General features: G+C 67.8%; 14 protein-coding genes. 9 read left to right on the top strand and 5 right to left on the bottom strand.

Annotated elements, in window-relative coordinates:
• Positions 1 to 62: 62 nt before the first annotated feature.
• The gene (locus BN1056_RS00265; RefSeq protein WP_210578163.1) at positions 63 to 1,118 is read right to left on the bottom strand and encodes a LacI family DNA-binding transcriptional regulator; all 1,056 of its coding nucleotides are present in this window, start codon (positions 1,116 to 1,118) and stop codon (positions 63 to 65) included.
• A gap of 267 nt (positions 1,119 to 1,385) precedes the next feature.
• Between BN1056_RS00265 and BN1056_RS00260 the strand changes: the two genes are divergently transcribed.
• The 9 genes from BN1056_RS00260 to BN1056_RS00220 all read left to right on the top strand — a co-directional run bounded on the left by BN1056_RS00260 (position 1,386) and on the right by BN1056_RS00220 (position 15,574).
• Positions 1,386 to 2,921, top strand: coding sequence for an ABC transporter substrate-binding protein (locus BN1056_RS00260; protein WP_210578162.1), 1,536 nt, complete (start codon positions 1,386 to 1,388; stop codon positions 2,919 to 2,921).
• Between the two features lie 40 nt (positions 2,922 to 2,961).
• Positions 2,962 to 3,909 carry an ABC transporter permease gene (locus BN1056_RS00255; RefSeq protein ID WP_210578161.1) on the top strand — a complete coding sequence of 316 codons (948 nt, stop codon included), beginning with the start codon at positions 2,962 to 2,964 and terminating at the stop codon, positions 3,907 to 3,909.
• Positions 3,906 to 5,708 carry a dipeptide/oligopeptide/nickel ABC transporter permease/ATP-binding protein gene (locus tag BN1056_RS00250; protein WP_210578160.1) on the top strand — a complete coding sequence of 601 codons (1,803 nt, stop codon included), beginning with the start codon at positions 3,906 to 3,908 and terminating at the stop codon, positions 5,706 to 5,708. Before BN1056_RS00255 ends, BN1056_RS00250 begins: the two co-directional genes overlap by 4 nt.
• On the top strand, positions 5,705 to 6,556 hold the full coding sequence (locus BN1056_RS00245) for an ABC transporter ATP-binding protein (protein ID WP_073329026.1): 852 nt from the start codon (positions 5,705 to 5,707) through the stop codon (positions 6,554 to 6,556). The genes BN1056_RS00250 and BN1056_RS00245 overlap by 4 nt, the downstream gene beginning before the upstream one ends.
• 100 nt (positions 6,557 to 6,656) lie before the next feature.
• Entirely contained in the window at positions 6,657 to 9,608 is a 2,952-nt protein-coding gene (locus tag BN1056_RS00240) for an alpha-L-rhamnosidase (RefSeq protein WP_210578159.1), read from the top strand.
• Positions 9,605 to 10,813, top strand: a complete 1,209-nt coding sequence (locus BN1056_RS00235) for a family 43 glycosylhydrolase (RefSeq protein ID WP_210578158.1) — start codon at positions 9,605 to 9,607, stop codon at positions 10,811 to 10,813. Before BN1056_RS00240 ends, BN1056_RS00235 begins: the two co-directional genes overlap by 4 nt.
• Positions 10,814 to 10,873: 60 nt before the next feature.
• A complete protein-coding gene (locus BN1056_RS00230) occupies positions 10,874 to 13,318 on the top strand; it encodes a glycoside hydrolase family 3 N-terminal domain-containing protein (protein ID WP_210578156.1) in 2,445 nt (814 codons plus the stop codon).
• A 45-nt stretch (positions 13,319 to 13,363) separates the two neighbouring features.
• Positions 13,364 to 15,175, top strand: coding sequence for a DUF5605 domain-containing protein (locus BN1056_RS00225; protein ID WP_210578154.1), 1,812 nt, complete (start codon positions 13,364 to 13,366; stop codon positions 15,173 to 15,175).
• A gap of 60 nt (positions 15,176 to 15,235) precedes the next feature.
• On the top strand, positions 15,236 to 15,574 hold the full coding sequence (locus BN1056_RS00220) for a CopG family transcriptional regulator (RefSeq protein ID WP_210578152.1): 339 nt from the start codon (positions 15,236 to 15,238) through the stop codon (positions 15,572 to 15,574).
• A 77-nt stretch (positions 15,575 to 15,651) separates the two neighbouring features.
• Here BN1056_RS00220 and BN1056_RS00215 read toward each other — a convergent pair whose 3' ends face one another.
• The 4 genes from BN1056_RS00215 to BN1056_RS00200 form a co-directional block, all read right to left on the bottom strand.
• Positions 15,652 to 17,226 carry a glycoside hydrolase family 43 protein gene (locus BN1056_RS00215; RefSeq protein WP_210578150.1) on the bottom strand — a complete coding sequence of 525 codons (1,575 nt, stop codon included), beginning with the start codon at positions 17,224 to 17,226 and terminating at the stop codon, positions 15,652 to 15,654.
• 144 nt (positions 17,227 to 17,370) lie between these two features.
• The gene (locus BN1056_RS00210) at positions 17,371 to 20,382 is read right to left on the bottom strand and encodes an alpha-L-rhamnosidase (protein ID WP_210578148.1); all 3,012 of its coding nucleotides are present in this window, start codon (positions 20,380 to 20,382) and stop codon (positions 17,371 to 17,373) included.
• A gap of 164 nt (positions 20,383 to 20,546) precedes the next feature.
• The gene (locus tag BN1056_RS00205) at positions 20,547 to 21,326 is read right to left on the bottom strand and encodes an NADPH-dependent F420 reductase (RefSeq protein WP_210578147.1); all 780 of its coding nucleotides are present in this window, start codon (positions 21,324 to 21,326) and stop codon (positions 20,547 to 20,549) included.
• A 384-nt stretch (positions 21,327 to 21,710) separates the two neighbouring features.
• Complete coding sequence (locus BN1056_RS00200) at positions 21,711 to 22,319, bottom strand: TetR/AcrR family transcriptional regulator (RefSeq protein WP_073329043.1); 609 nt, start codon at positions 22,317 to 22,319, stop codon at positions 21,711 to 21,713.
• Positions 22,320 to 22,430 lie beyond the last annotated feature (111 nt).

Below are 22,430 nucleotides of genomic sequence, written 5' to 3'. Positions count from 1 at the left end.
GTGCTGTGGGTGTCGCAGGTCGGGGCTGCCGCGCGCGAGAACAGGATGGCCCCGGCGAGGCGTCACCGGCGGGCAGGGGGAGGCGCGGTTGTGCTACGAGTCACCAACGTGGGCTCGATGATGCGCCGGGTCGGCTCAGCGCGCCCGTTGATCCGTTCCAACAGTAGGTCGATCGCTGCTTTGCCGGTCTGCTCCCCCGATTGGTCGATGGTGGTCAATGAGACGCGCCGCAAGGCCGTGGTGTGGACATTGTCGTAGCCACTCACGCTCATGTCCCCGGGGACGGTCAGGCCTTGTTCTTCGATATAATCAAGTACTCCGAAGGCGACGGCGTCGGTTCCGGCGAATATGGCGGTAGGGCGATGCCGTCGTGTGAGTGCACGTTCGGCGGCGTCACGTCCCCCGGCTTCCGAGTAGTAGGTCTCAATTACGTCCGGGGTGAGCCCGTGGTTTTCCATCGCTCGGACGAATCCTCGGCGCCTCATCGTTTGCGACAGTAGATAACCGTTCTCAACGCTGGAGAGCGGCATGGCGGTGTGAGCGATCCACTCATGTCCCAGCGACACCAAGTGGTCGACCATGAGCTGTGCGCCATGATGCTCGTCGGTGACGACGGTGTCGAAGAGTTCCGGCTCCCCGTGGAGCGCCACCGTGGTCAGGGGCATGGTCTTGGCCAGTCGATTGAGAGACGCCATGTCGAGCCTGGGGGAGATCAGAATGATGCCGTCGACTTGCAGATCCACAAGCGAATCGATGCGTCTGCGGTAGCCTTCAGGTGAAGTGCCGGCGATTGTCAGGATGTCCTGGTACTGGGTCTCGTTGAGTCGAGAGGCGATGGCCTCGGCCACCTCGAATTGGAAGGGTGAGGCGAAGTCGGTCAGCACCAGACCGATCGTCTGCGAGCTGCCACGCATGGTGCGAGCTCCGGTGCGTGGGCGGTAGTCCAGTTTCTCAATCGCTGCCTCTACCCGCTGCCGCATTTGGTCGGAGACACCGTAGGCGTTCCGGAGCACTTTTGAGACGGCGGCGACCGAAACCCCGGCCTCGGCCGCAACATCCTTGATGGTGGCGCGCTTGCGGGGCTCCGACTGGCCTGATGGTAAGGGAGATGCGGACACGTGGGCATTCTAGATGTAGTGCACCGTTCTACATAGCGTGAGATGGTGGCGTGGCTGTCGCGGTCGTTGCGCGAGATGGCAGGTCTGGGGGCTTGAGTGGCCGACTCTCGTGTATGTTGCGTCGCGAGACCATCTCCTTGACAACCGTCTTCGGAGGTTCTATCGTCGTCGTAGAACGTTGCACAGTCCGGTTGTGCAAGGTTCCGGCCGACAGTCGACGCCGACTCGGCCAGGAGTTCGTATCCCATCCGTCCAAGGGAGGACATCATGCGACTCGTCAACCGTCGCTCCATGCTCACCGGCTCCGCTGCTGTTACTATCGGTGCGATACTCACCGCCTGCACCGGAGGAGCCAACAATACCGGCGGCGGTGCGGCCTCCGGAGGCGCCAAGGACACTCTCACCCTTGGCATGACCGCCGATATCGAAGGCTGGGATCCCAACAATCAACCCGGTTATCAGGGCTGGCCGGGAGAGGCGATTTGGGGGCTGGTGTGCCGTCCGAACGAGTTCGGCGAGCTCGAGCCCAGCCTGGCTGAATCCTGGGAGATCAGCGACGACCGCAGGAGCTTCACGGCGCACCTGCGCCAGGGCACCACCTTCTCCGACGGTGCTACAGCTGACGCCGAGGCCGTCAGAGCGAACTTCGAGTTCGCCGCTACCAATGAGGCCACGCGCAGCCTGTACGAGGGCATCACCTTCGATGTTCCTGATGCCCAGACCATCACGCTCACCTGGCCCGAGCCGCAGCCCCTCATGAATGACCGAGTCTCCCGGGTCAAACTCACCTCGCCCGATTTGATCGACTCCGGCAACCTGAACGACAAGCCCGTGGGATTCGGCCCCTATCTGCTTGATGAGGCAGGAACCACCCGCGGATCCGTGTACTCCTTCACCAAGAACGAGGAGTACTGGGAAGCCGACGCCTACCCCTACGCCAAGCTCGTCTGCAAGGTGTACGCCTCCGAGACCGCCGCGCTGAACGCCCTCAAGACCGGTCAGATCGACGGCACCCTGGTTAACGCCCAGTCCTACGACGAGGTCACCAGTTCCGGGTTCGAGGTCAAGGAAATGAACGGTCAGACCACCCGGCTGCTGCTGACCGACCACAACGGAGAGATCATCCCCGCCCTCGGAGACGTCCGTGTCCGCCAGGCCATCAACATGGTCTTCGACAAGCAGGCCATGGTCGACAACCTGTACGCAGGCCACGGTGAGGTCTCGCACCAGATCTTCCGCCCCGGTTCCACTGCATACCTAGATGACCTCGCCGACCCGTACCCCTTCGACGTAGACAAGGCCAAGTCCCTCATGGTCGAGGCGGGCTACGCCGAGGGTTTCGAGCTTGAGCTACCCACCATGGATGGCCAGAACCACGACGTGCTCATGCCCTACGTGACCCAGCAGCTCGCCGAACTGAACATCACCGTCAAACAGGTGCCGCTAACCGGAGCCAACGCCATCGGTGACCTGCTCTCGGGTACTTACCCGGTGGTGCTGTGGCAGTTGGGCAATATCGGCGACTCTGTCCAGGACATCGACATCGTGGTACGCGACACCGGCTACTGGAATCTTGAGCATCAGAAGGACGAGTACGTCGACGAACAGTGGGACATCATCTGCACCGGCACCGACGAGGAGGCCGAGGCCGCGCAGAAGGCCATCAACCAGTACATCATCGACCAGGCCTGGTTCGCCCCCATGGTCAACCCGACCTCCTTCTACGCCCACACCGCCGACGTCGTGATCGACAACGTCTCCGACCTTGAGGGCCTGGCCCCCAAGCTCCGCGACTTCCAGTGAATCGCCGCACAGGCTGAAAACCAGACAGGAAGTATTGATCATGCTTACCTCGGTATGGAGGAACCTGCTGCGATCGGTGGTCGTGCTCGCGGTCGTCACCTTCGTGGTCTTCTTCCTCATGTACGGCAACGGCCCGGGCATCGCCCGCGCCGTCATGGGGATGCAGGCCGAAGTCACCGAAGAGAATGTGGCCGCCAAGATGGTCGAACTAGGGCTCGACCAACCCCTCCTGGTTCAGTACGGGCATTGGGTGCAGGGGCTGTTCACCGGAGACCTCGGCCGCTCGTTCTACACCGGTCAGTCCGTGACCGAGGCCCTGGCCACGCGCGTGCCCTTCACCCTGGCCATCACCGCTGTCGCCCTCGTCCTCACGGCGCTGCTCAGCGTACTGCTGGGAGTCACCGCGGCGGTCAAGGGCGGTCGGATCGACCGGGTCCTCCAATTCCTTTCAATCCTCGGAACTGCGGTGCCCTCATTCATCACCTCGATCGTCTTGGTATTCCTGTTCGCGATCTTCTGGCGGGTGCTGCCCGCCACCGGCTATGTATCCCCGGACGTTTCTCTGGGAGGGTGGGCCGCGTCCATCACCCTGCCCGTGTTTGCCCTGCTCATCGGTGCCGTGTCCAGCGCTGCTCAGCAGTTCCGAACCGCCACCCTCGATCAGCTCGGTAAGGACTACGTGCGCACGTTGCGCGCCCGCGGCGTGAGCGAGCGAGCCGTCGTCTTCCGCCACGTGCTGCGCAACGCCGCCGCACCGGGGCTGACCGTCCTCAGCCTCACCGTCTTCTCCCTCCTGGGCGGGGCGGTATTCATCGAGCAGGTCTTCGCCCTCCCGGGTCTGGGACAGCTCGCCAACTCCTCGGCGCAGATATTCGACGTACCCATGGTCATGGGGACCGTCCTGGTCACCGCTGTCATCGTACTGGTCGTCAACTTCCTGGGCGACCTGGCGATCACCCTCCTCAACCCGAAGGCGAGAACACGATGAGCACGCCAACCACTCCCACAACCGAAACAAACGTCTCAGATACTGTTACAGACACGTCCGGCGGCGATGGCAGAGAGAGCGCGGATAGCAGCGTATTACTCCGACTCCTGCGCAACCCCCTCGCGGACATTTGTCTACTCATTGTGGCAGCGGTCGTCCTCACCGCCGTCTTCGCCCCGCTGCTGGCTCGGTACGGTCCGAACGTCACCGACCTCGCAGCCACCAACGCCGCGCCAGGTACCCCCGGGCACCCGCTCGGCGGTGACGGCTCGGGACGTGACATCCTCTCCCGCCTCATCTGGGGGTCCCGGCAGACCGTCATCTCCTGCCTGCTGATGCTCGGCGTCTCCCTACTGGTGGGCGTGAGCAGCGGACTCGTGGCCGGCTTCTACCGCGGCCGCTTCGAAACCGTGGCCGGCTTTGTCACCGACGTGCTGATGTCGTTGCCCTCCATCATCCTGCTCATCGCCTTGTACGCGGTCACCGGCCCGAACATCCCGGTCATGATGGCCGTCTTCGGCCTGCTGACCGCGCCGACCTACTACCGCCTGGTGCGCTCTGTGGTCGTCTCGGTACGCAACGAGCTCTACGTCGACGCGGCCCGCGTTGTCGGGCTGTCCGACGCCCGCATCATCGGTCGCCACATCCTGTGGGCCGTGCGCGCCCCCATCGTCATCCAGGGCGCCTTCATCCTCGCCTCCGGCATCGGCACCGAGGCGGGAATGTCGTTCCTCGGGCTCGGCGATCCGGCCGGCGTCTCCTGGGGCGTCATGCTCCAGGTCTCCTTCAACGGCATCTACAACAACCCCGTCGCCGTCCTCTGGCCGGCTCTGGTCATTTCGGTGACCATCCTCGCCCTCATCCTCCTGGGTAATGCCCTGTCCGATGCGCTTCAGGCCTCCGCCCGGGCGCGCGTCGTCACCCGCCGCCAGCGCCGCGATGCGCTGGAGGTCACCATCGCCGCTCACCGGGACGACGTCGTCGCCGCCCCGGACCCGCAGGCCGCCGTTTCCATCCGCGGTCTGCGCGTCGGCTACACCACCGACAGTGGTTTCCGGGAGGTCGTCCACGGTATCGATTTGGATGTGCACAAGGGAGAGATTCACGGGCTCGTCGGGGAGTCTGGATCCGGCAAGTCACAGATCGCCTTCTCCGTGCTGGGCATCCTCCCCAAGGAGGCGCTCAAACTGGGCGGCACGATCATGATCGACGGCGTCGACGTGCTTGCCGACGAGGGCGCCATGCAGACCACCCGCGGACACAAGGTCGCCTACGTGCCTCAGGAGCCCATGAGCAACCTCGACCCGTCCTTCACCATCGGGAAGCAACTCGCCTACGGCATGCGTGCCGTTACCGACCTGTCGAAGGATCAGATACGGGAGCGGACCATCTCCCTGCTGCACTCCGTCGGCATCGACGATGCCGAACGCGTCATGGGCCTGTATCCGCACGAGATCTCCGGCGGTATGGCCCAGCGGGTGCTCATCTGTGGCGCACTCGCATGCGACCCGGATGTCATCGTCGCCGACGAGCCGACCACCGCCCTGGACGTCACCGTACAGGCCGAGGTCCTGGATCTGCTGCGTGAACTGGCTCGTCAGCGTGGCCTCGCCCTCATCTTCGTCACCCACAACCTCGGCGTCGTCGCCGACCTGTGCGACACCGTCTCGGTCATGAAGGACGGCGAGATCATCGAGACTCAGGACGTCGAATCCCTGTTCGCCCACCCCCGCGAGGAGTACACGCGCGACCTGCTGTCCTCCTCCCTCAGCGTCGAACTCATGGAGGTCGAGTCATGACCAGCACGAACGCCCAACCGCCGTCCACCGGTACTCCGCTCCTGGAAGTCGATGAACTCGTCGTCACCTTCCCGGGTGCCAAGCGGGGCGCGGGGACCACCGTCATTCACGGCGTCAGCCTTGACCTGCACGCAGGCGAGACCCTTTCCGTGGTCGGCGAATCCGGTTCCGGCAAGACCACGATCGGCCGTGCCATTCTGGGCCTGGCCCCTGTCTCCGCTGGGGAAATCCGCTTCCGCGGCAGACGCATCTCCAATGTCTCCCGTGCCGAGCGCCGCGCCATCGCCCGAGACATCCAGGTCGTCTTCCAGGACCCGTACACCTCACTGAACCCCGCCATGCGAATCGGCGACATTCTCACCGAGCCCCTGCAGGCCGCCGGCATTGAGAACTCCCGAAAACGGGTCCTGGAGCTGCTCGACGCCGTCAACATGCCTGCGGACACCGCGGGCCGTTACCCCCGCGAGTTCTCCGGTGGTCAGCGCCAACGTATCGCCATCGCTCGGGCGCTCGCACTGGACCCCGCCGTGATCATCTGTGACGAGCCCACCTCCGCCCTGGACGTCACCACTCAGGCGCGCGTGCTCACGCTCTTCGAGGACATACAGCAGGCCACTGGCGTCGCCTACCTGTTCATCAGCCATGACCTCGGCGTGGTCAATCGCGTGAGCGACCGCATCGCCGTCCTGTACCAGGGACGGATAGTCGAACTCGGCGATGCGCACCAGGTAGCCACGGCACCGGCGCACGAGTACACGCGTCGGCTACAGATGGCGGCGCCCGTCGCCGACCCCGTCAAACAGCGGTCCCGCCGCCGGGCGCGCCTAGCCCTGGCACACACCGCCTGACCCCGACGTCCTACCCGGTGGTCGTTCCTCCTCACGACCACCGGGTAGGACGTTGCCGCCCACAGCCCATTCATCCACCAAACCCTCCGGAGACTCCGCAATGTCCGCTCACACCGCCCCGTCCGTCGTCGACCTGCGCTTCGAGCATCATCGCGCCGCCGCACGACTGCTAGCCGTCGAAACCGCTACGCCGCGCCTGTCATGGCGGATCAGCAGTGCTCCCGACGGGTGGCGTCAGGAGGAATACGAGGTGGAGGTCACCCGCGGAGGAGAGGAGGGGCACGAAATCGAACTGGTGACGGTCAAATCTGCGGAGCAGATCCTCGTGCCCTGGCCGACGACGCCGCTGGCCTCCCGCCAATCCGCCACCGTCCGCATCCGCGTGCGCGGGAGAACGGAGGACGTCGGTCATGCCGCTGTTCCCATCGGCGCGGAAGCCGCCTCGCAACCCGGGGCAGACGCAACGCCCGTGAGCGCCGACGGTTCAGCGTGGTCACCGTGGTCCGCCCGGGTCGAGGTCGAGGCCGCCCTCCTCGATGCGGCTGACTGGGAGGCCGCCTTCATCGCCCCGGTCGACATCGGCGGCGTCGGCGAGCGGGCGCCCGTAATCTCCCGGACGGTCGAGGTACCGGAAGGCCTGCTCGCAGCCCGTCTACGGGCCACCGCCCACGGCGTCTGCGAGCCCCGTATCAATGACGTACGTGTGGACGACTCCGTCCTCAACCCCGGCTGGACCTCATACACCCACAGGCTCCAAGTGGTCACCTGGGACGTCACCGAATTGCTGCACCCCGGCACCAACCGGGTCGATGTGCTCCTCGGCAACGGCTGGTGGCGCGGACACCTCGGCTACCTGGGTGACGCGGCGGTATACGGCGACCGGCTCGCTCTGGCCGCCCAGCTCGAGCTCACCACGGCCGACGGCACCCACACCGTCATCGCCACCGACGAGTCCTGGACCGCCGCCGAGTCCGCCGTCGTCGCCGACGACCTCTACGACGGGCAGAGTACGGACCTGCGCCTGGCGGGCCCCAGCGCATCCGCCCACCGTGTTGAGATCGTGTCCGCCGCCCCGTCCGGCGCCGCCCGTGGCGCCACATCTCCAAAGCTCGTTCCCCAGGTCGCGCCCCGCATCCGTCCCACCGGCGCTCTGCCCGCCCAGCGGGTCTGGAACTCGCCGAGCGGCAAGACTCTGGTCGACTTCGGACAGAACGCCGTCGGCGTCGTCCGCCTGACCGTACGCGGACTGGAATCCGGCACCGAGATCACCATCCGCCATGCCGAGGTCCTCGAGGACGGTGAACTCGGTATCCGCCCCCTGCGAGCGGCACGCGCCACCGACACCTGGATCCTGCCCGACGCTGGAGAACATGTTCTCCAGCCCACGCTCACCCTCCACGGTCTGCGCTACGCCGAGGTCTCCGGTATTCCGGACTTGGCCGCCCAGGATGTCGAACTGGTAATCATCGGCTCCGACCTGGAACCGGCCGGCGCCTTCCGCTGCTCCCATCCGCTCCTGAACCAACTGCATGACAACGTCGTGTGGTCGACACGTGGCAACTTCGTTTCCATCCCCACCGACTGCCCCCAGCGCGACGAACGGCTCGGCTGGACCGGAGACATTCAGGCTTTCGCACCCACCGCCGCCTACCTGTTCGACACCACCTCGTTCCTGCAGTCCTGGCTGATCGACCTCGCTGCCGAGCAGTACGCGGACGGAGGCGTGCGGCACTTCACCCCCACCTTCGAGCCGACCGTGAAGCATGCTCCAGCTGCCGCCTGGGGAGACGCCGCCACCCTGGTGCCCTGGGCCGTCTACGAGGCCACGGGCGACCCTGAGGTGCTGCGTGCCCAGCTGCCCTCTATGCGCGCCTGGGTGGACCGCGTTGCCGCGCTGGCCGGGGAGGACCGCATCTGGTCTGGTGGTTTCCAATTCGGCGACTGGCTGGATCCGACCGCCCCGCCGGACCGTCCGGCTGACGCGAAGGCCGACCCCGACGTGGTCGCCACCGCCTATTTCGCCCGCTCAGCCCGCGTCGTCGCCGACACCGCAGACAGGCTTAACGAGGCCGTCGTCGCAGCGCATTACCGGCGTCTGGCCGATGAAGCACGTGCCGCCTTCAACCGCGCCTTCGTCACCCCCGCCGGCCGGATCCACTCCGACGCCCAGACCGTCTACGCGCTCGCCATCTGCTGGGGCCTGCTTCCGACCGCGCAGCAGCGGGCATTCGCTGGGGAACGCCTGGCCGATCTGGTGCGCCTGTCAGGATTCCACATCGCCACCGGCTTCGTCGGCACCCCGCTGGTCATCCCGGCCCTGGTCGCCACCGGGCACGCCGACGTAGCCGGCCGTCTGCTGCTCCAGACCGAGTGCCCATCATGGCTGTACCCGGTGACCATGGGGGCCACCACTATCTGGGAGCGTTGGGACTCCATGTTGCCTAACGGGGACATCAACCCCGGGGAGATGACCAGCTTCAACCACTACGCGCTGGGCGCCGTCGCCGACTGGCTGCACCGGGGCCTGGCGGGACTGTCGCCCGCAGTACCGGGGTGGGGGCACGTTGAGATCGCGCCTGCGCCCATCGACGGCGTCACCTCCGCCGCCACCAGCCACCTGAGTCCCTACGGTCGGATCGCCGTGAGTTGGGAGGTTCACAACGGCGTCCTGGAGCTCACGGCGGACCTGCCCGTTGGCGTGACCGGTACGGTCCGCCTGCCCGACGACTCACCGGACACTGCGGCCGTGGACATCGGCCCCGGCCATCATGCCTTCGCGGCGCCGCTGCCCGCCCGCGAGCGGCCGCGCCCCCGGACCGTGCGCGAACTCATGGACGACCCCGCCGCCTGGGAGGCGCTCATCGCAGTAATGGCGGACGCCGGGGACCTCACCGTCGACTCCGCCGGTCTGGCTCGTCGCATGCGACCGCTGCTCGACCGGCCGCCGTCGACTATCGCCCCCGAGTTGACGCCCGACCCCCGTTTCGCCCCACCTGGCCTGCGGGAGCGGATCGAGACCGTGATAGGTGCTGCCATCAAGGAGCTGCGATGAGCATGAACGTTCCGAACCCCCCGCCAGTGGCCGGCACGAATGATGCGGATGCGTCACCTTTCCACCTCGCAGCATTTCCGCCCATTCACCCGGAGTCCCTACCGGATGCGGGGCGTGTGTGTCGCCGCACCTGCTTCACTCCCGGACGTCCCTGGTACGACACCGAGGGCAAACGCATCCAGGCCCATGGCGGATCAATCATCGTCGTCGACGGCGTCTACTACTGGTACGGCGAGAACAAGGAGCGCACCACCCCCGACGGTTCCACCTGGCACTGGGGTGTGCGCGCCTACCGCTCCACCGATCTGTACAACTGGGAGGACTGTGGGCTGATCATCCCGCCGGAGCCGGACGATCCCTCCTCCCCGCTCCACCCGGCCGCGAAGCTGGACCGTCCACACATCGTCTTCAATGCGGAGACGGGATTGTTCGTATGCTGGGTCAAGGTCATGAGCCGACACGGGCAGCGCTCCAGCGTGCTGGTTGCGGACAATCTGCTCGGCCCCTACCGGATGGCACACCGAGACTTCAAGCCGTTGGGCATGAACGCCGGCGACTTCGACCTGGTCGTGGACCCCACCGACGCCAAGGGCTACTACTACTACGAACGGGTCCACTCCGAACTGATCTGCGCCGACCTCACCACCGACTACACCGACGTCACCGGCTACTACTCCACCCACTTCCCCCGGCTGCAACCTCCCTACGTGCGTGAGGCCCCCGCATACTTCGAGCGGGGAGGGCACCACTATTTGATCACCTCTGGGACCACCGGCTACCTGCCCAACCCATCCATGGTCGCAACCGCTCCCAGCTACCACGGGCCGTGGAGTGAGCAGGGCGATCCACACGCCGGTGATATCACCGGAACCTCTTACCGTTCGCAGATCTCGTCGGTCTTCCGGCATCCGGGCAAACAGGACCTGTACATCGCGTTGGCCGACCGTTGGCTGCCCGCCTGGAACGGTGACGCCCGCCTGGTGCAGCAGGGCTTCGCCGAGCGGTTCAGGCCCATGGGCGGGCAGCGCGCCGACGCCGAGACAATCCTGGACCCCGCGCCCAGCCCCGCCGTCGAGGCCTCTCTCTATGAACTGAATGGCGCCGACACCGCCGTGGCCGACTATGTCTGGCTCCCGATTCGCTTTGACGACGACCGCGTCCGGATCGACTGGCACGACGAGTGGCGCGTCGAGGACTTCGACTGACCGCCGACTGCGGCCGCAACAGATTGCCTGCAAATACACGACCCGATAAGGAGACCCCGAATGCACAGCGCACCCTGGTTGGACACCAGCCTCAGTCCGGCGCAACGCGCCGACCGTCTACTCGCAGACATGCCCACGGCCGAGAAGCTCAGCCAGCTGCAATGCGTGTTCCCCCGCAGCTGCGACGCCGACACGGACATCCAGGCCGTTGTCGCGGGGACGCCGCTCGGAGTCGGTCACGTCACCACCCTGGAAATGCGACGAGTCACCGATCTTGCCGAGGTGGCGGCGTTCCAGCGCCGTCTCCAGGCCGAGATCATTGCCCGTCAGCCCCACGGCATCCCCGCGGCCTTCCACATGGAGGCCGTTTGCGGCGCGTATCTGCCCGGTGCCGTCTCCCTCCCCAACGGAATCGGTCGCGGCGCCTCCTTCGACCCGGAGCTGGAGAAGGAACTCGGACGGATCGTCGGCGCTCAGGAACGGGCTGTCGGCATCACTTATTCCCTTGCCCCAGTACTCGACATCGCCCGAGACCCCCGCATGGGACGTTTCGGCGAGGCCTACGGCGAGGACCCCACGTTGGCCGGTGCCCTGGGTGCCGCCTTCACCCGTGGCCTTCAGGCCGACGACGGCACCGGCCGGCGCACCGAGGCGGTTGCCAAGCACTTCGTCGGCTTCCACGGCTCAGAGGGGGGTATCCATGGTGCTCACGCACCCGTGACCGCCCGCCTCCTGCGCGAGGTCTACGCCAAGCCCTTCCAGGCTGCTATTAATGCCGGGCTCGGGGGCGTCATGCCCTGCTACAACTCGATCAATGGCGAAGTCGCATCCGGATCCCGCAGCCTGCTCACCGGCCTGCTCCGCGAGGAGATGGGATTCACGGGTGTGGTCGTCTCCGACTACGGCGCCATCGGCAACATGCACGCATTCCAGAAGGTCGCCGCGACCTTCGCCGACGCGGGGCAACGCGCCCTTACCGCCGGCATGGATGCCGAATGGCATGAAATCCAGGGGTTCAACGATGAGCTTGCCGCCCGCTTCGACTCCGGCCGGGCGGACATGGCCGCGCTGGATCGTGCAGTGCGCCGAGTGTTGGAGGCCAAGTTCCGCATGGGACTGTTCGAGGATCCCTATGCCCGCGAGGGGGCCGGACTGACGGTCCCCTTCACCGGAGTCGCTCGCGAGCGGGCCCGTGAGACCGCCCTGCGCAGCGCCCGCGAGTCCATCGTGCTGCTGCGCAACGACGGTATCCTGCCGCTCCCCGCGACGGGCGACCGCGCCCCCGGACGCGTGCTCGTCGTCGGCCCCCAGGCCGTGAATGCCCGCTTCCACTTCGCCGGTTACACGCACGAGTCCATGGCCGAGGGCGTGCTGGCCGCGCGTGCCTCCATGGCCGGCACCATCGATGCCGACGCCGAGACGACCACCGGATACGACACGATTCCCGGAACGCCCGTCCAGTCCGACGAACGGGAGGAATTCGACGCCATCCTGGGCGCCTTCCACCCCGACGCCCGCTGTATCCTCGATGAGTTGCGTGAGCGCCTGGCCAACAGCGAGATCGATTGGGTACGTGGATACGAAGTCGCGGGAGACTCCGACGCCGGGTATGAGGAAGCGCTTACGGCGGCAACGGATACAGACCTCGTCATTCTCATGCTCGGCGGCAAGAACGGGACGGGTTCCATTGCCACAATGGGTGAGGGAATCGATTCGACGGAGGTGGGTCTGCCCGCCTCGCAGGAGGGGCTGCTGCGACGGATCGAAGCGCTCGGCGTTCCCGCCATCGGCATTCACATGGATGGTCGGCCCGTCTCCTCCGATGCCGCCGATGGGCTCAGCGCCCTACTTGAGGTGTGGAACCCGGCCGAGGTCGGGGGACAAGCCATCGTTGACGTCCTGACCGGCGCCGTCGACGCTACCGGGCGCCTGCCCGTGTCCGTCGCCCGCAGCGCCGGACAAGTGCCGGTCTACTACAACCACCCCAACGGTTCCCAGTGGCATCAGGGCGAGTCGGTGGGTTTTCCCGAGTACGTCGACATGCCTCACACTCCGCGTTATGCGTTCGGATACGGCCTGTCCTACACGTCTTTCGCATACTCCGAACTTGAGTTGGACGCTGAGTCCATCGCGCCCGACGGCACTGTGTCGGCACGCGTCGCGGTGACCAATACCGGGGAACGGACCGGCACCGAGATAGTCCAGCTCTACGCCACCGACCGCTACGCCACGACGACTCGTCCCGTTCAGGAACTAATCGGCTTCCAGCGCATCGAACTTGCGGCCGGTGAGTCTGCCATCGTCGTTTTCGAGGTGGCTCCGAGCCTGCTGGCCCTGCTGGACGGGGACATGCACTGGATGGTCGAGGCCGGAGATGTGGATCTGCGGGTGGGCTCCTCCAGCGATAATGTGCGTGCAGAGGCATCCTTCCGAGTCACCGGGTCCGACGCCGTCGTTGGGCGCCACCGCACTCTGCGCGCACCCGCTCGCATCGAGCAGCCGTGACGGATGCGGCTGTCATCCTCATTCACATCGTCGGAGGCGATTGCTATGAACCACTTCAGCCCGCAATCCACCCTGGGGGCGGTCCTCAGCGTGCCGCAGGCACGCGCTCTCCTTCAACACGGCATCCCGTGGCTTACCGACCTCCAGGTCGCCGTCGAACACCCCGAGTTTCCCATCGGCGGGCTGCTGGGGATCACGCTCGGCTGGGACAACCCCGCGCGTGCCGAGCTCCTCGCCGAGCTCGCCGAACTCGAGGATCCCACTGTGCTGCCCGTGCGCCGCGCGGCCCGCCCGCTCGCCGCGCCAACGCTAGAACAGCAGGCGCGAGCACGATTGAGCGCCCCGGTGTCGGCCCGCTGCTACGAGCCCGTGGAGGTAACCGTTACCATTCCCGGCGCGGGAGCCCTACTGCGTGCCGTCGAGATCGCTGGAAGTGTCACCCTCACCGCCACACTCGTTGACGTCGACGCGGCCGATGTGGAGTCCGCCGGCCCGGGCGCCGATACCGGAGATACGACCGGAGGCAGCCGTATACGGACGTCCGTGAGAGTCTTCTATCGCCGCGGCGACGAGCTGGCCGCCCGCTTCCTGCCCGAGGTGTCCGGCCACTGGCGCTTGCGTGTCGACGGGATCGCTGCGGTCGCTCCGCTCGAGGCGGAAGTCGATGTCCACCCGGCGGGCATAGGTGAGCACGGGCCTGTGCGCGTCGTAGCCGGGCACTTCGCCCATGCCGATGGCCTGCCTTTCACGCCCCTGGGCACCACCGCCTACGCCTGGATTCATCAGGGTGCCGACATGCGCCGCCGCACCTTGGAGACGCTGGCGTCCAGCGGCTTCAACAAGCTCCGCATGTGCATCTTCCCTAAGCATTACGACTACAACCACGCCGATCCGGAATCCGTCCCCTTTCGCTCGGCCGGCCCGGGAGAGCGCGAGTGGGACTGGGACGCGTTCGATGCAGACTTCTTCGACAGGCTTGAGCAGTGCGTGCGGGAACTGGGGCACCTCGGGATCATCGCCGATCTCATCCTTTTTCACCCCTACGACCGTTGGGGCTTCGCGGAGATGACTCCGGACGTCGACGACGCCTACCTGAGGCACGTGGTCCGGCGTTTGGCCGCCTTCCCCAACGTGTGGTGGTCCATGGCCAACGAGTACGAGCTGCTGACAACTAAGCGCCTCTCGGATTGGGACCGTCTGGGGCGGATTGTGGTGGAGGAGGACCCGGTGGGGCACCCCATCGGCGTACACAACATCTTCGAGCCCTTCGACGCCTCCGCCGACTGGGTCAGTCACGTGTCCTTCCAGGGCGGAGGCTACGAGATGGGACGGAAGGTGGACGAACTGCGAAACCGCTTCGGCAAACCGGTCGTCATCGACGAATACGGTTATGAGGGCAACCTGGAGCACGAGTGGGGAAACCTCACCGCTGAGGAGGAGCTGCGTCGTTTCTGGGAGGGCATTATTCGCGGCGCCGGCATGACCCACGGTGAGACCTACTTCCATGAGGAGGGGATCTGGTGGGCCCACGGCGGTGTCCTGCGGGGTGAGAGCTGGAAACGCATTGCCTTCCTGCGCCGGCTCATCCAGGAGGCCCCGCGTGGGCGGCTGCTGCCTGCGCCTCCCGGCCTGGGTATGAAGACTGCGGTCGATGGGGATGGCTACCTGCTGACCTTTTTTGGTGGTGCGCAGCCCTGTCGGACCACGGTCACGGTGCCGGCGGGGCGTACCGGGGCGATCGATGTCATCGACACGTGGAACATGACGGTGGAGCAGGTCGCGTCTGGGGTGAGCGGCGAGGTCGAGGTGCCGTTGCCGAGCCGTCCGTGGATGGCGGTGCGGGTGCGCTGCGACTGATAAGCCTTCCCCTCCACAGGATTTTCGTCTAACATATTTGTGACACAAAAGGTGGGGTTCATGGCTGACGGCGTCCTGGTACACCCGCGGGTGGCGGAGCGGCACCCGGACGTGGAGGAACCGGTGAAGACATACACAACCAAGTCCGGCAGGACGCTCACAGAAGGGGACATTGAGGCGCTCGCGCGGGCGGCCGAACGCGGAGACTTTCCGGGGGAGCCGGGTGCCTTCGTCGTGGGTCCGCCTGGGCGCCCGCGGCTATCTGAGGAGGAACTCGTGACAGTCGCCTTCAAAGTGCCGCGTTCTCGGCGCGAGGCGCTTGACCGCAGGGCGCAGTCGCGTGGGGAGACCCGAAGTCAGCTACTGCGTGAGATCCTCGAACGCGAACTCGCCTCCTGAACGATGATGTGCCAATCCGCGTCTTCCCTCTGGTGAGCTCGCGGGCGACGCACTCCTTCCGCCCGCATCCTGTGCACTTACATCGGCTGGTAGTCGAAGCGCCCAACGGTCGCGGTGCCGCGGATGGCGCGCACGCCCACGACCCGACCGGTGAAGCCACCGGCCACCTCGGTGGACAGGTAGCGGCCGTCGAGCCGCCCCAACTCGACGTCCCGTCCGGCCATACTCACGCCCAGCACCAGCTCGTCGGGTAGGCGCTGCCCGAAGAAGCCCGACTCCGGTAGCTGCGCGCTCACCCACAGTCGCAGCGCCCGCCCCCGTGGCGCTTTCAGGTCCTCTGCCGCCAATTCGCCGAGAACCTGCTCGAACGGCGCCGAGGTCGCCACGCCCACAACGCGGTTCCCGTCCCAGCGCACGGCGGCCCGGTGATCGGGGTCTAGATACACGCAGAGCTCGACGACGGCGCCCGGCTCCACCGCCAACTCCGCCTCGGCCCGCCAGTCGGTGTCGCGGCACCGGGTCGCCAGCAGTGGACGCGGCGCGGCGTCGTCGTCGGGCGCGGTGATCGCCAGCGCCCCGGCGGCGTTGCGCGTCAACGCGGTACGGGCGAGCCCGCCGGGGGAGACCCACCGGTCGGGCAGGTCCCAGGGGGCATCGCCGTCCGCGACCGGGCCGGGGTGCCCGCGCAACTCATCGGTGAAGGCGTGCGTAGAGGCGGCGTCGCGCGCGGCGATCGCCTCCGCATAGCGGTCCTCAACGACGACCGGCCAGTCCCCCTCCCAGTCGACGCCGACCAGGAAGGTCTCCCGGCCGTTGACGTGGTAGCCGGGGAAGGGCTCCAACTGGCGGATGCCCAGGTGCACCATGGCGAAGCGAACTCCGTCCCAACCGGCGTCGTCGAGCGGGACGAGGTCGGCGTGCCCGGTGGCCTGCACCGGATGGTCGGTGGAGCGGTGGGTGAGGATCGGGTTGCCGGGGTGCTGCTCCCACGGGCCGGTCAGCTCGCGGGCGCGCGCCATGGTCACGCAGTGCCCGACGCCGGTGCCGCCCTCGGCCAGCAGCAGGTACCACCAGCCTCGGCGCCGGTACAGGTGCGGTCCCTCCGCGTCGCGCATGCCCGTGCCCTGCCAGAGATCCACCACTTCGCCCAGACGTTCGCCGGTATCCGGGTCGATCGGCACCGAGCGCAGCGTGGAGACTGCGGTGCCGGTCTCGAAGGACACCCCGCGCCAGCTCAGGTGGCAGATGCCCTCCTCGTCCCAGCACAGGTCCGAGTCGATGCCCGGGGTGTCGGGCACCTCGACCGGGTCAGACCAGCCAGCGGCCGGGTCGGTGGTGCGCACGATGCGCTGACCCAGTGGATCCTGACCCATATTGGTGACGATCACATAGAAGGTGCCGTCGTGGTGGCGGATGGTGGGGGCGAAGGTGCCCTGGGAGCCGGCGTCGCCGCCGGGCAGCGGCAGGGCGGTCGGACGCGTGTAGGCGTGGCCGACCTGCTCCCAGTGCACCAGGTCGATGGAGCGGTGCACCGGCACGCCGGGCAGGTACTCGAAGCTGGAGTTGACCAGCCAGAACGTGTCCTCCGCGCGGCAGATGGACGGGTCCGGGTAGTAACCCGGCAGGATCGGGCGAGTGGAGCGGTTGGACATAGCGCTTTCCTTCTGAGACCGGGGCAGTGGCCCGTGAGCGCGGGGCGCTCCCGGACCACCGCCATAACGACCGACCTCGGTACGTAAGATCTACCGACCTCGGCGCGTAAGATCTACCGACCTCGGTGGAGGGGGAGGTGGGGGTCAGCCTCGCTGGGCGGAGGGGACCTCCGGCGCATCCGGCGCCACCTCCGCGATCACGACATCCAGCGCGGCCCCGGCCTCCTCCATGCCGGGGATGAAGCCATACATGGTGGCTGCGCCCGGGATCACCTTCGCGGTCGAGTCGAGCTCGTGGGTGAGGAAGCCGGTGAGCGTGGATGCCGGGTCCGCCATGTAGGCGCCGTGCTTGCCGGACACCGCCTCCACCACGCGTGCCCAGGCCGCGTCATCGTCCATGAGCTCCCGCACCGTGCGGATCGTCCGGCCGCCGTCGCGCAGCTGCTCGGGCAAGCTCACCGTGCGCTCGTGCACGCCGTGCCCGAGCGTCTCCGGCGCGGACCCGGGCAGCACCAGCTCGGCGCTCGCCCCCACCGGCACCTGCACGCTCACGTGCAGCACATCGCCGTCGATCTCCCAGGCGGTGCGGGCGGTGCCCAGCGGCAGCCGCCGCACCACGCTCGCGGAGGTGAAGCCGTGCCCCACCTGCGGGGCCACTCGCAGCGCCCGGCCGCCGGCGCCGACGACGTCCAGGCCCGCCAGGTCGGTGATCAGCCACTGGGCGACGGCGCCCAGCGCGTAGTGGTTGAAGCTGGTCATCTCCCCGGGATTGATGTCCCCGTTGGGAAGCATGGAGTCCCAGCGCTCCCAGATGGTGGTGGCCCCCATGGTTACCGGGTACAGCCAACTGGGGCACTCCCGCTCCAGCACGAGGCGGGAGGCCGTGGCGGCCTGGCCGCCCCTGACCAGCGCGGTCGGCACCAGCGGGGTGCCGACGAAGCCGGTGGAGATCCGGAAGGACCGCAGCCGCACCAGGTCGGCCAGGCGCTGTCCGGCCCCGTTCACGCGCCGCGGCGTGTCCAGCAGGTCCCAGGCGAGTGCCTGGGCGTAGACGGTGGCGCAGTCGGACAGGATCAGCCCGTCGGCGGTGACGTAGGCATCCAGGTACGCCTCCCGCACGCTCGCGGCCAGCGCCTCGTAGTGGGCTGCGCGCTCGGCGTCGCCGAGGATCGCCCAGGCGCGGGCGGTGATGCCGGCGCTGCGGGCGAAGTAGGCAGTGGCCACCACATCCGGGTCGGCCTTGGCGGCGCCCGGGTTGTCCGGCGGGGCGTCGGGGTCCAGCCAGTCGCCGAACTGGAAGCCGCCCCGCCACAGGTGGGAGGCCCCGGCCACGGCGTCGACGCCGTCGACGAAGCAACTCATCGCCTCCACGCTCGCCGCCAGCACGGCGGGGTTCCCGGTGGCCTCGTAGACCGCCCAGGGCACGAGGGTGATGGCGTCGCCCCAGGCGCAGGTCAGCTTGTTGCCGTCGAGCACGTCGGGGGAGACCACCGGCAGGGCGCCGTCGGGCGTCTGGGCGGCGGCCAGGTCCTTCGTCCAGGAGTTCAGGAAGGCGGCGGCGTCGTACAGGCTCAGGGAGGTGGGGGCGAAGGCGCCGATGTCGCCGGTCCAGCCCAGGCGTTCGTCGCGCTGCGGGCAGTCGGTGGGCACGGTGATGAAGTTGTCGATCGTGGACCAGCGGGTGTTCTCCACCAGCCGGTCCACGAGCGGCTGGGAGCTGGCGAACCAGGCCGCCCGCTCCATCCCGGCCGATACCACGCGTGCGGTGACGGAGGCGAGCAGAGCGTCGTCGTCGCCGGGGAAGCCCTCCACGTCCACGTAGCGGAAGCCGTGCTGGGTGAGGGTGGGGGTGAAGACCTCGGGCCGTTCGACGGTGCCGGTACCCGCCAGGGTGACACGGTCGGTGCACTCGGCGTGGCGCAACGGGCGCGTTCCCAGCTCGCCGTGCTCGAGGACCTCGGCGTGACGCAGGGTGACCACGTCCCCCACGTGGCCGCCGGGGACGGTCAGGCGCAGGTGCCCGGTCAGGTTCTGCCCCAGGTCCACGATGCGCCTGCCCGACGGCGTGGTTATGACCTCCACGGGCCGCACCTCGCCGACGACGGTGGGCAGCGGCAGCGTGGTCGGTTCCAGTGCCGCTTCGGGCAGGTCGAGGGTGGCGACCGGGGATTCGGCCTCCGCCTCGCCCAGCGCCGGCAAGCGCAGGTCCGTGGACTGGCCGTTGTACAGGTCGTTGGCGGTGACGTTGGAGGGGCGCCAGGTCCACGCCTCATCCGTGCCGATGACGGTGGTGTCCTGCCCGTCGCTCAGCTCCACCTGGGCCAGCAGCCACAGGTTCTCGCCGTAGACGGCCTCGCGCATCGCCCAGGTCAGGTGGCCGCGGTACCAGCCATTGCCCAGGACGACGGCGAGCTCGTGCTCGCCCGGCGTCAGCGCGGTAGTGACGTCGTGTGTCTGCACGAGGATGCGCCGGGAATACTCGGTCCAGCCCGGGGCGAGCTCGTCCGCGCCGACCTTGACGCCGTCGATGAAGGCCTCGTAGATGCCGCCGGCGGTCAGGTGCAGGCGGGCGGCGGTGGTGCCGGCGGGGACGGTGAGGCGGCGGACCATCACCGGTGCCGGATCGGTGCGTCGGTTGCCGGGGGCCGTGATGGGGCGGGCGGTCCAGTCGTCGCGGCCCAGCAGGCCGGTCTCGACGACGGCGGGTGCCGACCAGGGCGACCAGATTCCGTCTTCCCAGGCAACGCGCACCCGCCAGGCGGCGCTCTCGCGTGAGTTCAGCGGTGTGGTGGGCCAGGGAACGAACAGGGAGTCGGCCCCCTCCAGGGCGAAGGTCTGCGGGGCGGCGGGTAGTGCGCCGACGGTTGCGCGGACGATCTCGATTTCGGCATGTGCCTGGCTCCATCCGGCGGGTGCGGTCGGCACCTCCCATGACAGTGCGGGAGTGGGGCCGGTGCCGCCGAGGACGGGCTTATCGGGGCGGTGGTGGTCCGCGCGCAGCCGGTGTGGGGCGGCCAGGGGGCCGACCGGGTCGGTGGCGTAGGGCGCGGCGGCGGTGAGGAGACCGGCGTTGGGTGCGCCGGCATCGGCTGTGAGCGGAGTGCTTGAGCTTGAACTCTTGGCGGCGGCGGGCTGACTGGGCTGGCGTGTGGTCACGGGTCCTCCGGATCGTCGTTGAACCGTTTCACGGATGGGTGTGAGCGTATTCGGCCCGCGGGCGATTCGTCAACCTTTCCGCGTGCGCGGTCGGGATGGACCGCGAGAGCGGCGTGCCGAAACGCGTGGAGCGAGCACTGCCCGCTCCACGCGTTTCGGGCCGGCTAGTGCTCCGCCGTGGAGTCGTCGGCAGCGCCGGCGGGACCACCGCAGATGAGACGTGCGACGGCGACGCCCCACTGTGCGTCCGGGTTCACGCCTGCGCCGAGCCAGCTCGAGAACACTCCGACCACTAGGTCGCGCCGCTCCGGGGCGCGCTCGGCGTCGGCGCGCCCGAGGGCCCCGGGGAGTGAGTTGAGCGTCAAATCCGTGCCGTATGCGGGTGTCCCGGGCTGCTGGCGCCACGACTCGGCCAAGGAGCCCGCGTCGAAGGCGTCGAAGCCCGTCTCCTCGACCAGTGCCATGGCCCGCTGCTTGTCGATGCTCCGGTCTGCGGCCACGGGCAGGGCGATGCGTCCGGGGGTTCCCGCGGGGGTGCCCTTGTTGGCCAGTGACGCCGAGCCGATGGCGTTCCACGCCTTGGCGACGGGGCGGCCCAGCTGCTCGGACACCCACAGGCTTTCGACCATGCCGGCGGGCAGCAAGTCTGCGCCGTCGCGGCCCGGGTAGTAGTTCGAGGTGTCGACGACGGTCGCATCCTCGGGGAGGTCGGACAGGAGCGGCGCCAGTGTGGGGATCGCGCTGAGCGGCACCGAGAGGATGACCACCTCGGCGCCTTCGACCGCCTGCGCGGGCGTGACGGGACGGGCGCCGTCAACGAGCAGCTCGGCCGGGATGGTCTGCGGGCCGCGGGAGTTGGCGACGGCGACGTCGTGTCCGGCGGCGCTCAATGCGCGCACGATGCTGGCGCCGATATTGCCGGTTCCGATAATGCCGATCCGCATGGGTGTTCCTCTCGTCGGTTGATTCGGGCACGTGGCGCGGCAGTGCTGCCCGCTACGGTATTCAGAGACTCGAGGCACCTCAAGGGGTGTGGTTCTCCGCCAGGTGTTGACGTTGGAGTGGTCGGTGTTGCGGAGCCCGGACCGCCCTGTACCGCCGTCGCTGCCCCGGAAGTCCGCGGTGCTTGCGTCGTCCCGTGTACTGCACGACCCCGGGCGGCGTTTTACGACCTTCGTGCCTATTGCACGACCTCGGGGTGGTCGTGGAATGTACCCCAAGGTCGTGAAGTGTCACCGAGGTCGTGGAATGCACTCCAGGGTCGTGGTAGAGACCGCCGCCAGGACTGCGGAAACTTGGCAGCGGGTGACGGCTCCGGGGCTGGGCGGCTAGGCCTTGCGCAGGTGTTCGGCGAAGTCGCGTACGACGCCGGCCATATCGACGTCGCGGTCCAGCAGCCACTCCGCCTGCACGCCCTCGATGAGTGCCGTCAGTTGCATGGCGGCCAGGTCCAGGTCGACGTCGGTGCGCAGCCGCCCCGCGTCGCGTTCGCCCTCCAGGTCGGCGCGCACCGCCGCCCGGAAACGCCGGGCCAGGCCGACGATGTAGTCGTGTGCGGGGTGCTCGGGGTTGACCGCCTCGGCGCGCATGACGGCGTCGAGCTGGATGAGGCCGGGAATCGTGGCGTTGTGCTCCATGACCAGGGGAAGCGCTTCGAGCAGGCCGTGCTCGGCGAAGAGGGTGGCTCGCCACTCGGACTCGGTCTCCTCGCGCCGCTTCAGAACCGCCTCAAGCAGTTTCTCCTTGTTGCCGAAGTGGTGGCGCAGCAGGGTGTGGCTCACCCCGACGGCGTCGGCGATCTGACGCAGCGAGAGGTTGTTGTAGCCCTGCTCGGCGAAGACCTCCATGGCGGCGTCGGTGATGGCGGCGCGGCGGCGCTCCCCGTTGGCGTAGCGCGTGCGCCCGTCCGGAGGGGCGACGGCGTCTGAAGCGGACACTGTCAACCTCGTCTCTGGCCGGTGGCGTGTGTGGGAGGGGGCCGGGTCCACGCGGGAGCGGTCGGCCCACATGGCGATCCTAGTTGATTGCCGTGTGGGGCGGTCCCCGGT

The organism is Actinomyces succiniciruminis (assembly GCF_900002405.1).
In the GTDB taxonomy this organism is placed as follows: domain Bacteria; phylum Actinomycetota; class Actinomycetes; order Actinomycetales; family Actinomycetaceae; genus Actinomyces; species Actinomyces succiniciruminis.
This window is presented reverse-complemented; position numbering and strand designations above follow the sequence as displayed.

What these genes read in the sequence shown, in the direction of transcription:
- BN1056_RS00225 (WP_210578154.1), top strand. Translation starts at nt 13,364, where the DNA reads ATGAACCACTTCAGCCCGCAATCCACCCTGGGGGCGGTCCTCAGCGTG.
- BN1056_RS00245 (WP_073329026.1), top strand. Translation starts at nt 5,705, where the DNA reads ATGACCAGCACGAACGCCCAACCGCCGTCCACCGGTACTCCGCTCCTG.
- BN1056_RS00255 (WP_210578161.1), top strand. Translation starts at nt 2,962, where the DNA reads ATGCTTACCTCGGTATGGAGGAACCTGCTGCGATCGGTGGTCGTGCTC.
- BN1056_RS00220 (WP_210578152.1), top strand. Translation starts at nt 15,236, where the DNA reads ATGGCTGACGGCGTCCTGGTACACCCGCGGGTGGCGGAGCGGCACCCG.
- BN1056_RS00240 (WP_210578159.1), top strand. Translation starts at nt 6,657, where the DNA reads ATGTCCGCTCACACCGCCCCGTCCGTCGTCGACCTGCGCTTCGAGCAT.
- BN1056_RS00235 (WP_210578158.1), top strand. Translation starts at nt 9,605, where the DNA reads ATGAGCATGAACGTTCCGAACCCCCCGCCAGTGGCCGGCACGAATGAT.
- BN1056_RS00215 (WP_210578150.1), bottom strand. Translation starts at nt 17,226, where the DNA reads ATGTCCAACCGCTCCACTCGCCCGATCCTGCCGGGTTACTACCCGGAC.
- BN1056_RS00230 (WP_210578156.1), top strand. Translation starts at nt 10,874, where the DNA reads ATGCACAGCGCACCCTGGTTGGACACCAGCCTCAGTCCGGCGCAACGC.
- BN1056_RS00205 (WP_210578147.1), bottom strand. Translation starts at nt 21,326, where the DNA reads ATGCGGATCGGCATTATCGGAACCGGCAATATCGGCGCCAGCATCGTG.
- BN1056_RS00260 (WP_210578162.1), top strand. Translation starts at nt 1,386, where the DNA reads ATGCGACTCGTCAACCGTCGCTCCATGCTCACCGGCTCCGCTGCTGTT.
- BN1056_RS00250 (WP_210578160.1), top strand. Translation starts at nt 3,906, where the DNA reads ATGAGCACGCCAACCACTCCCACAACCGAAACAAACGTCTCAGATACT.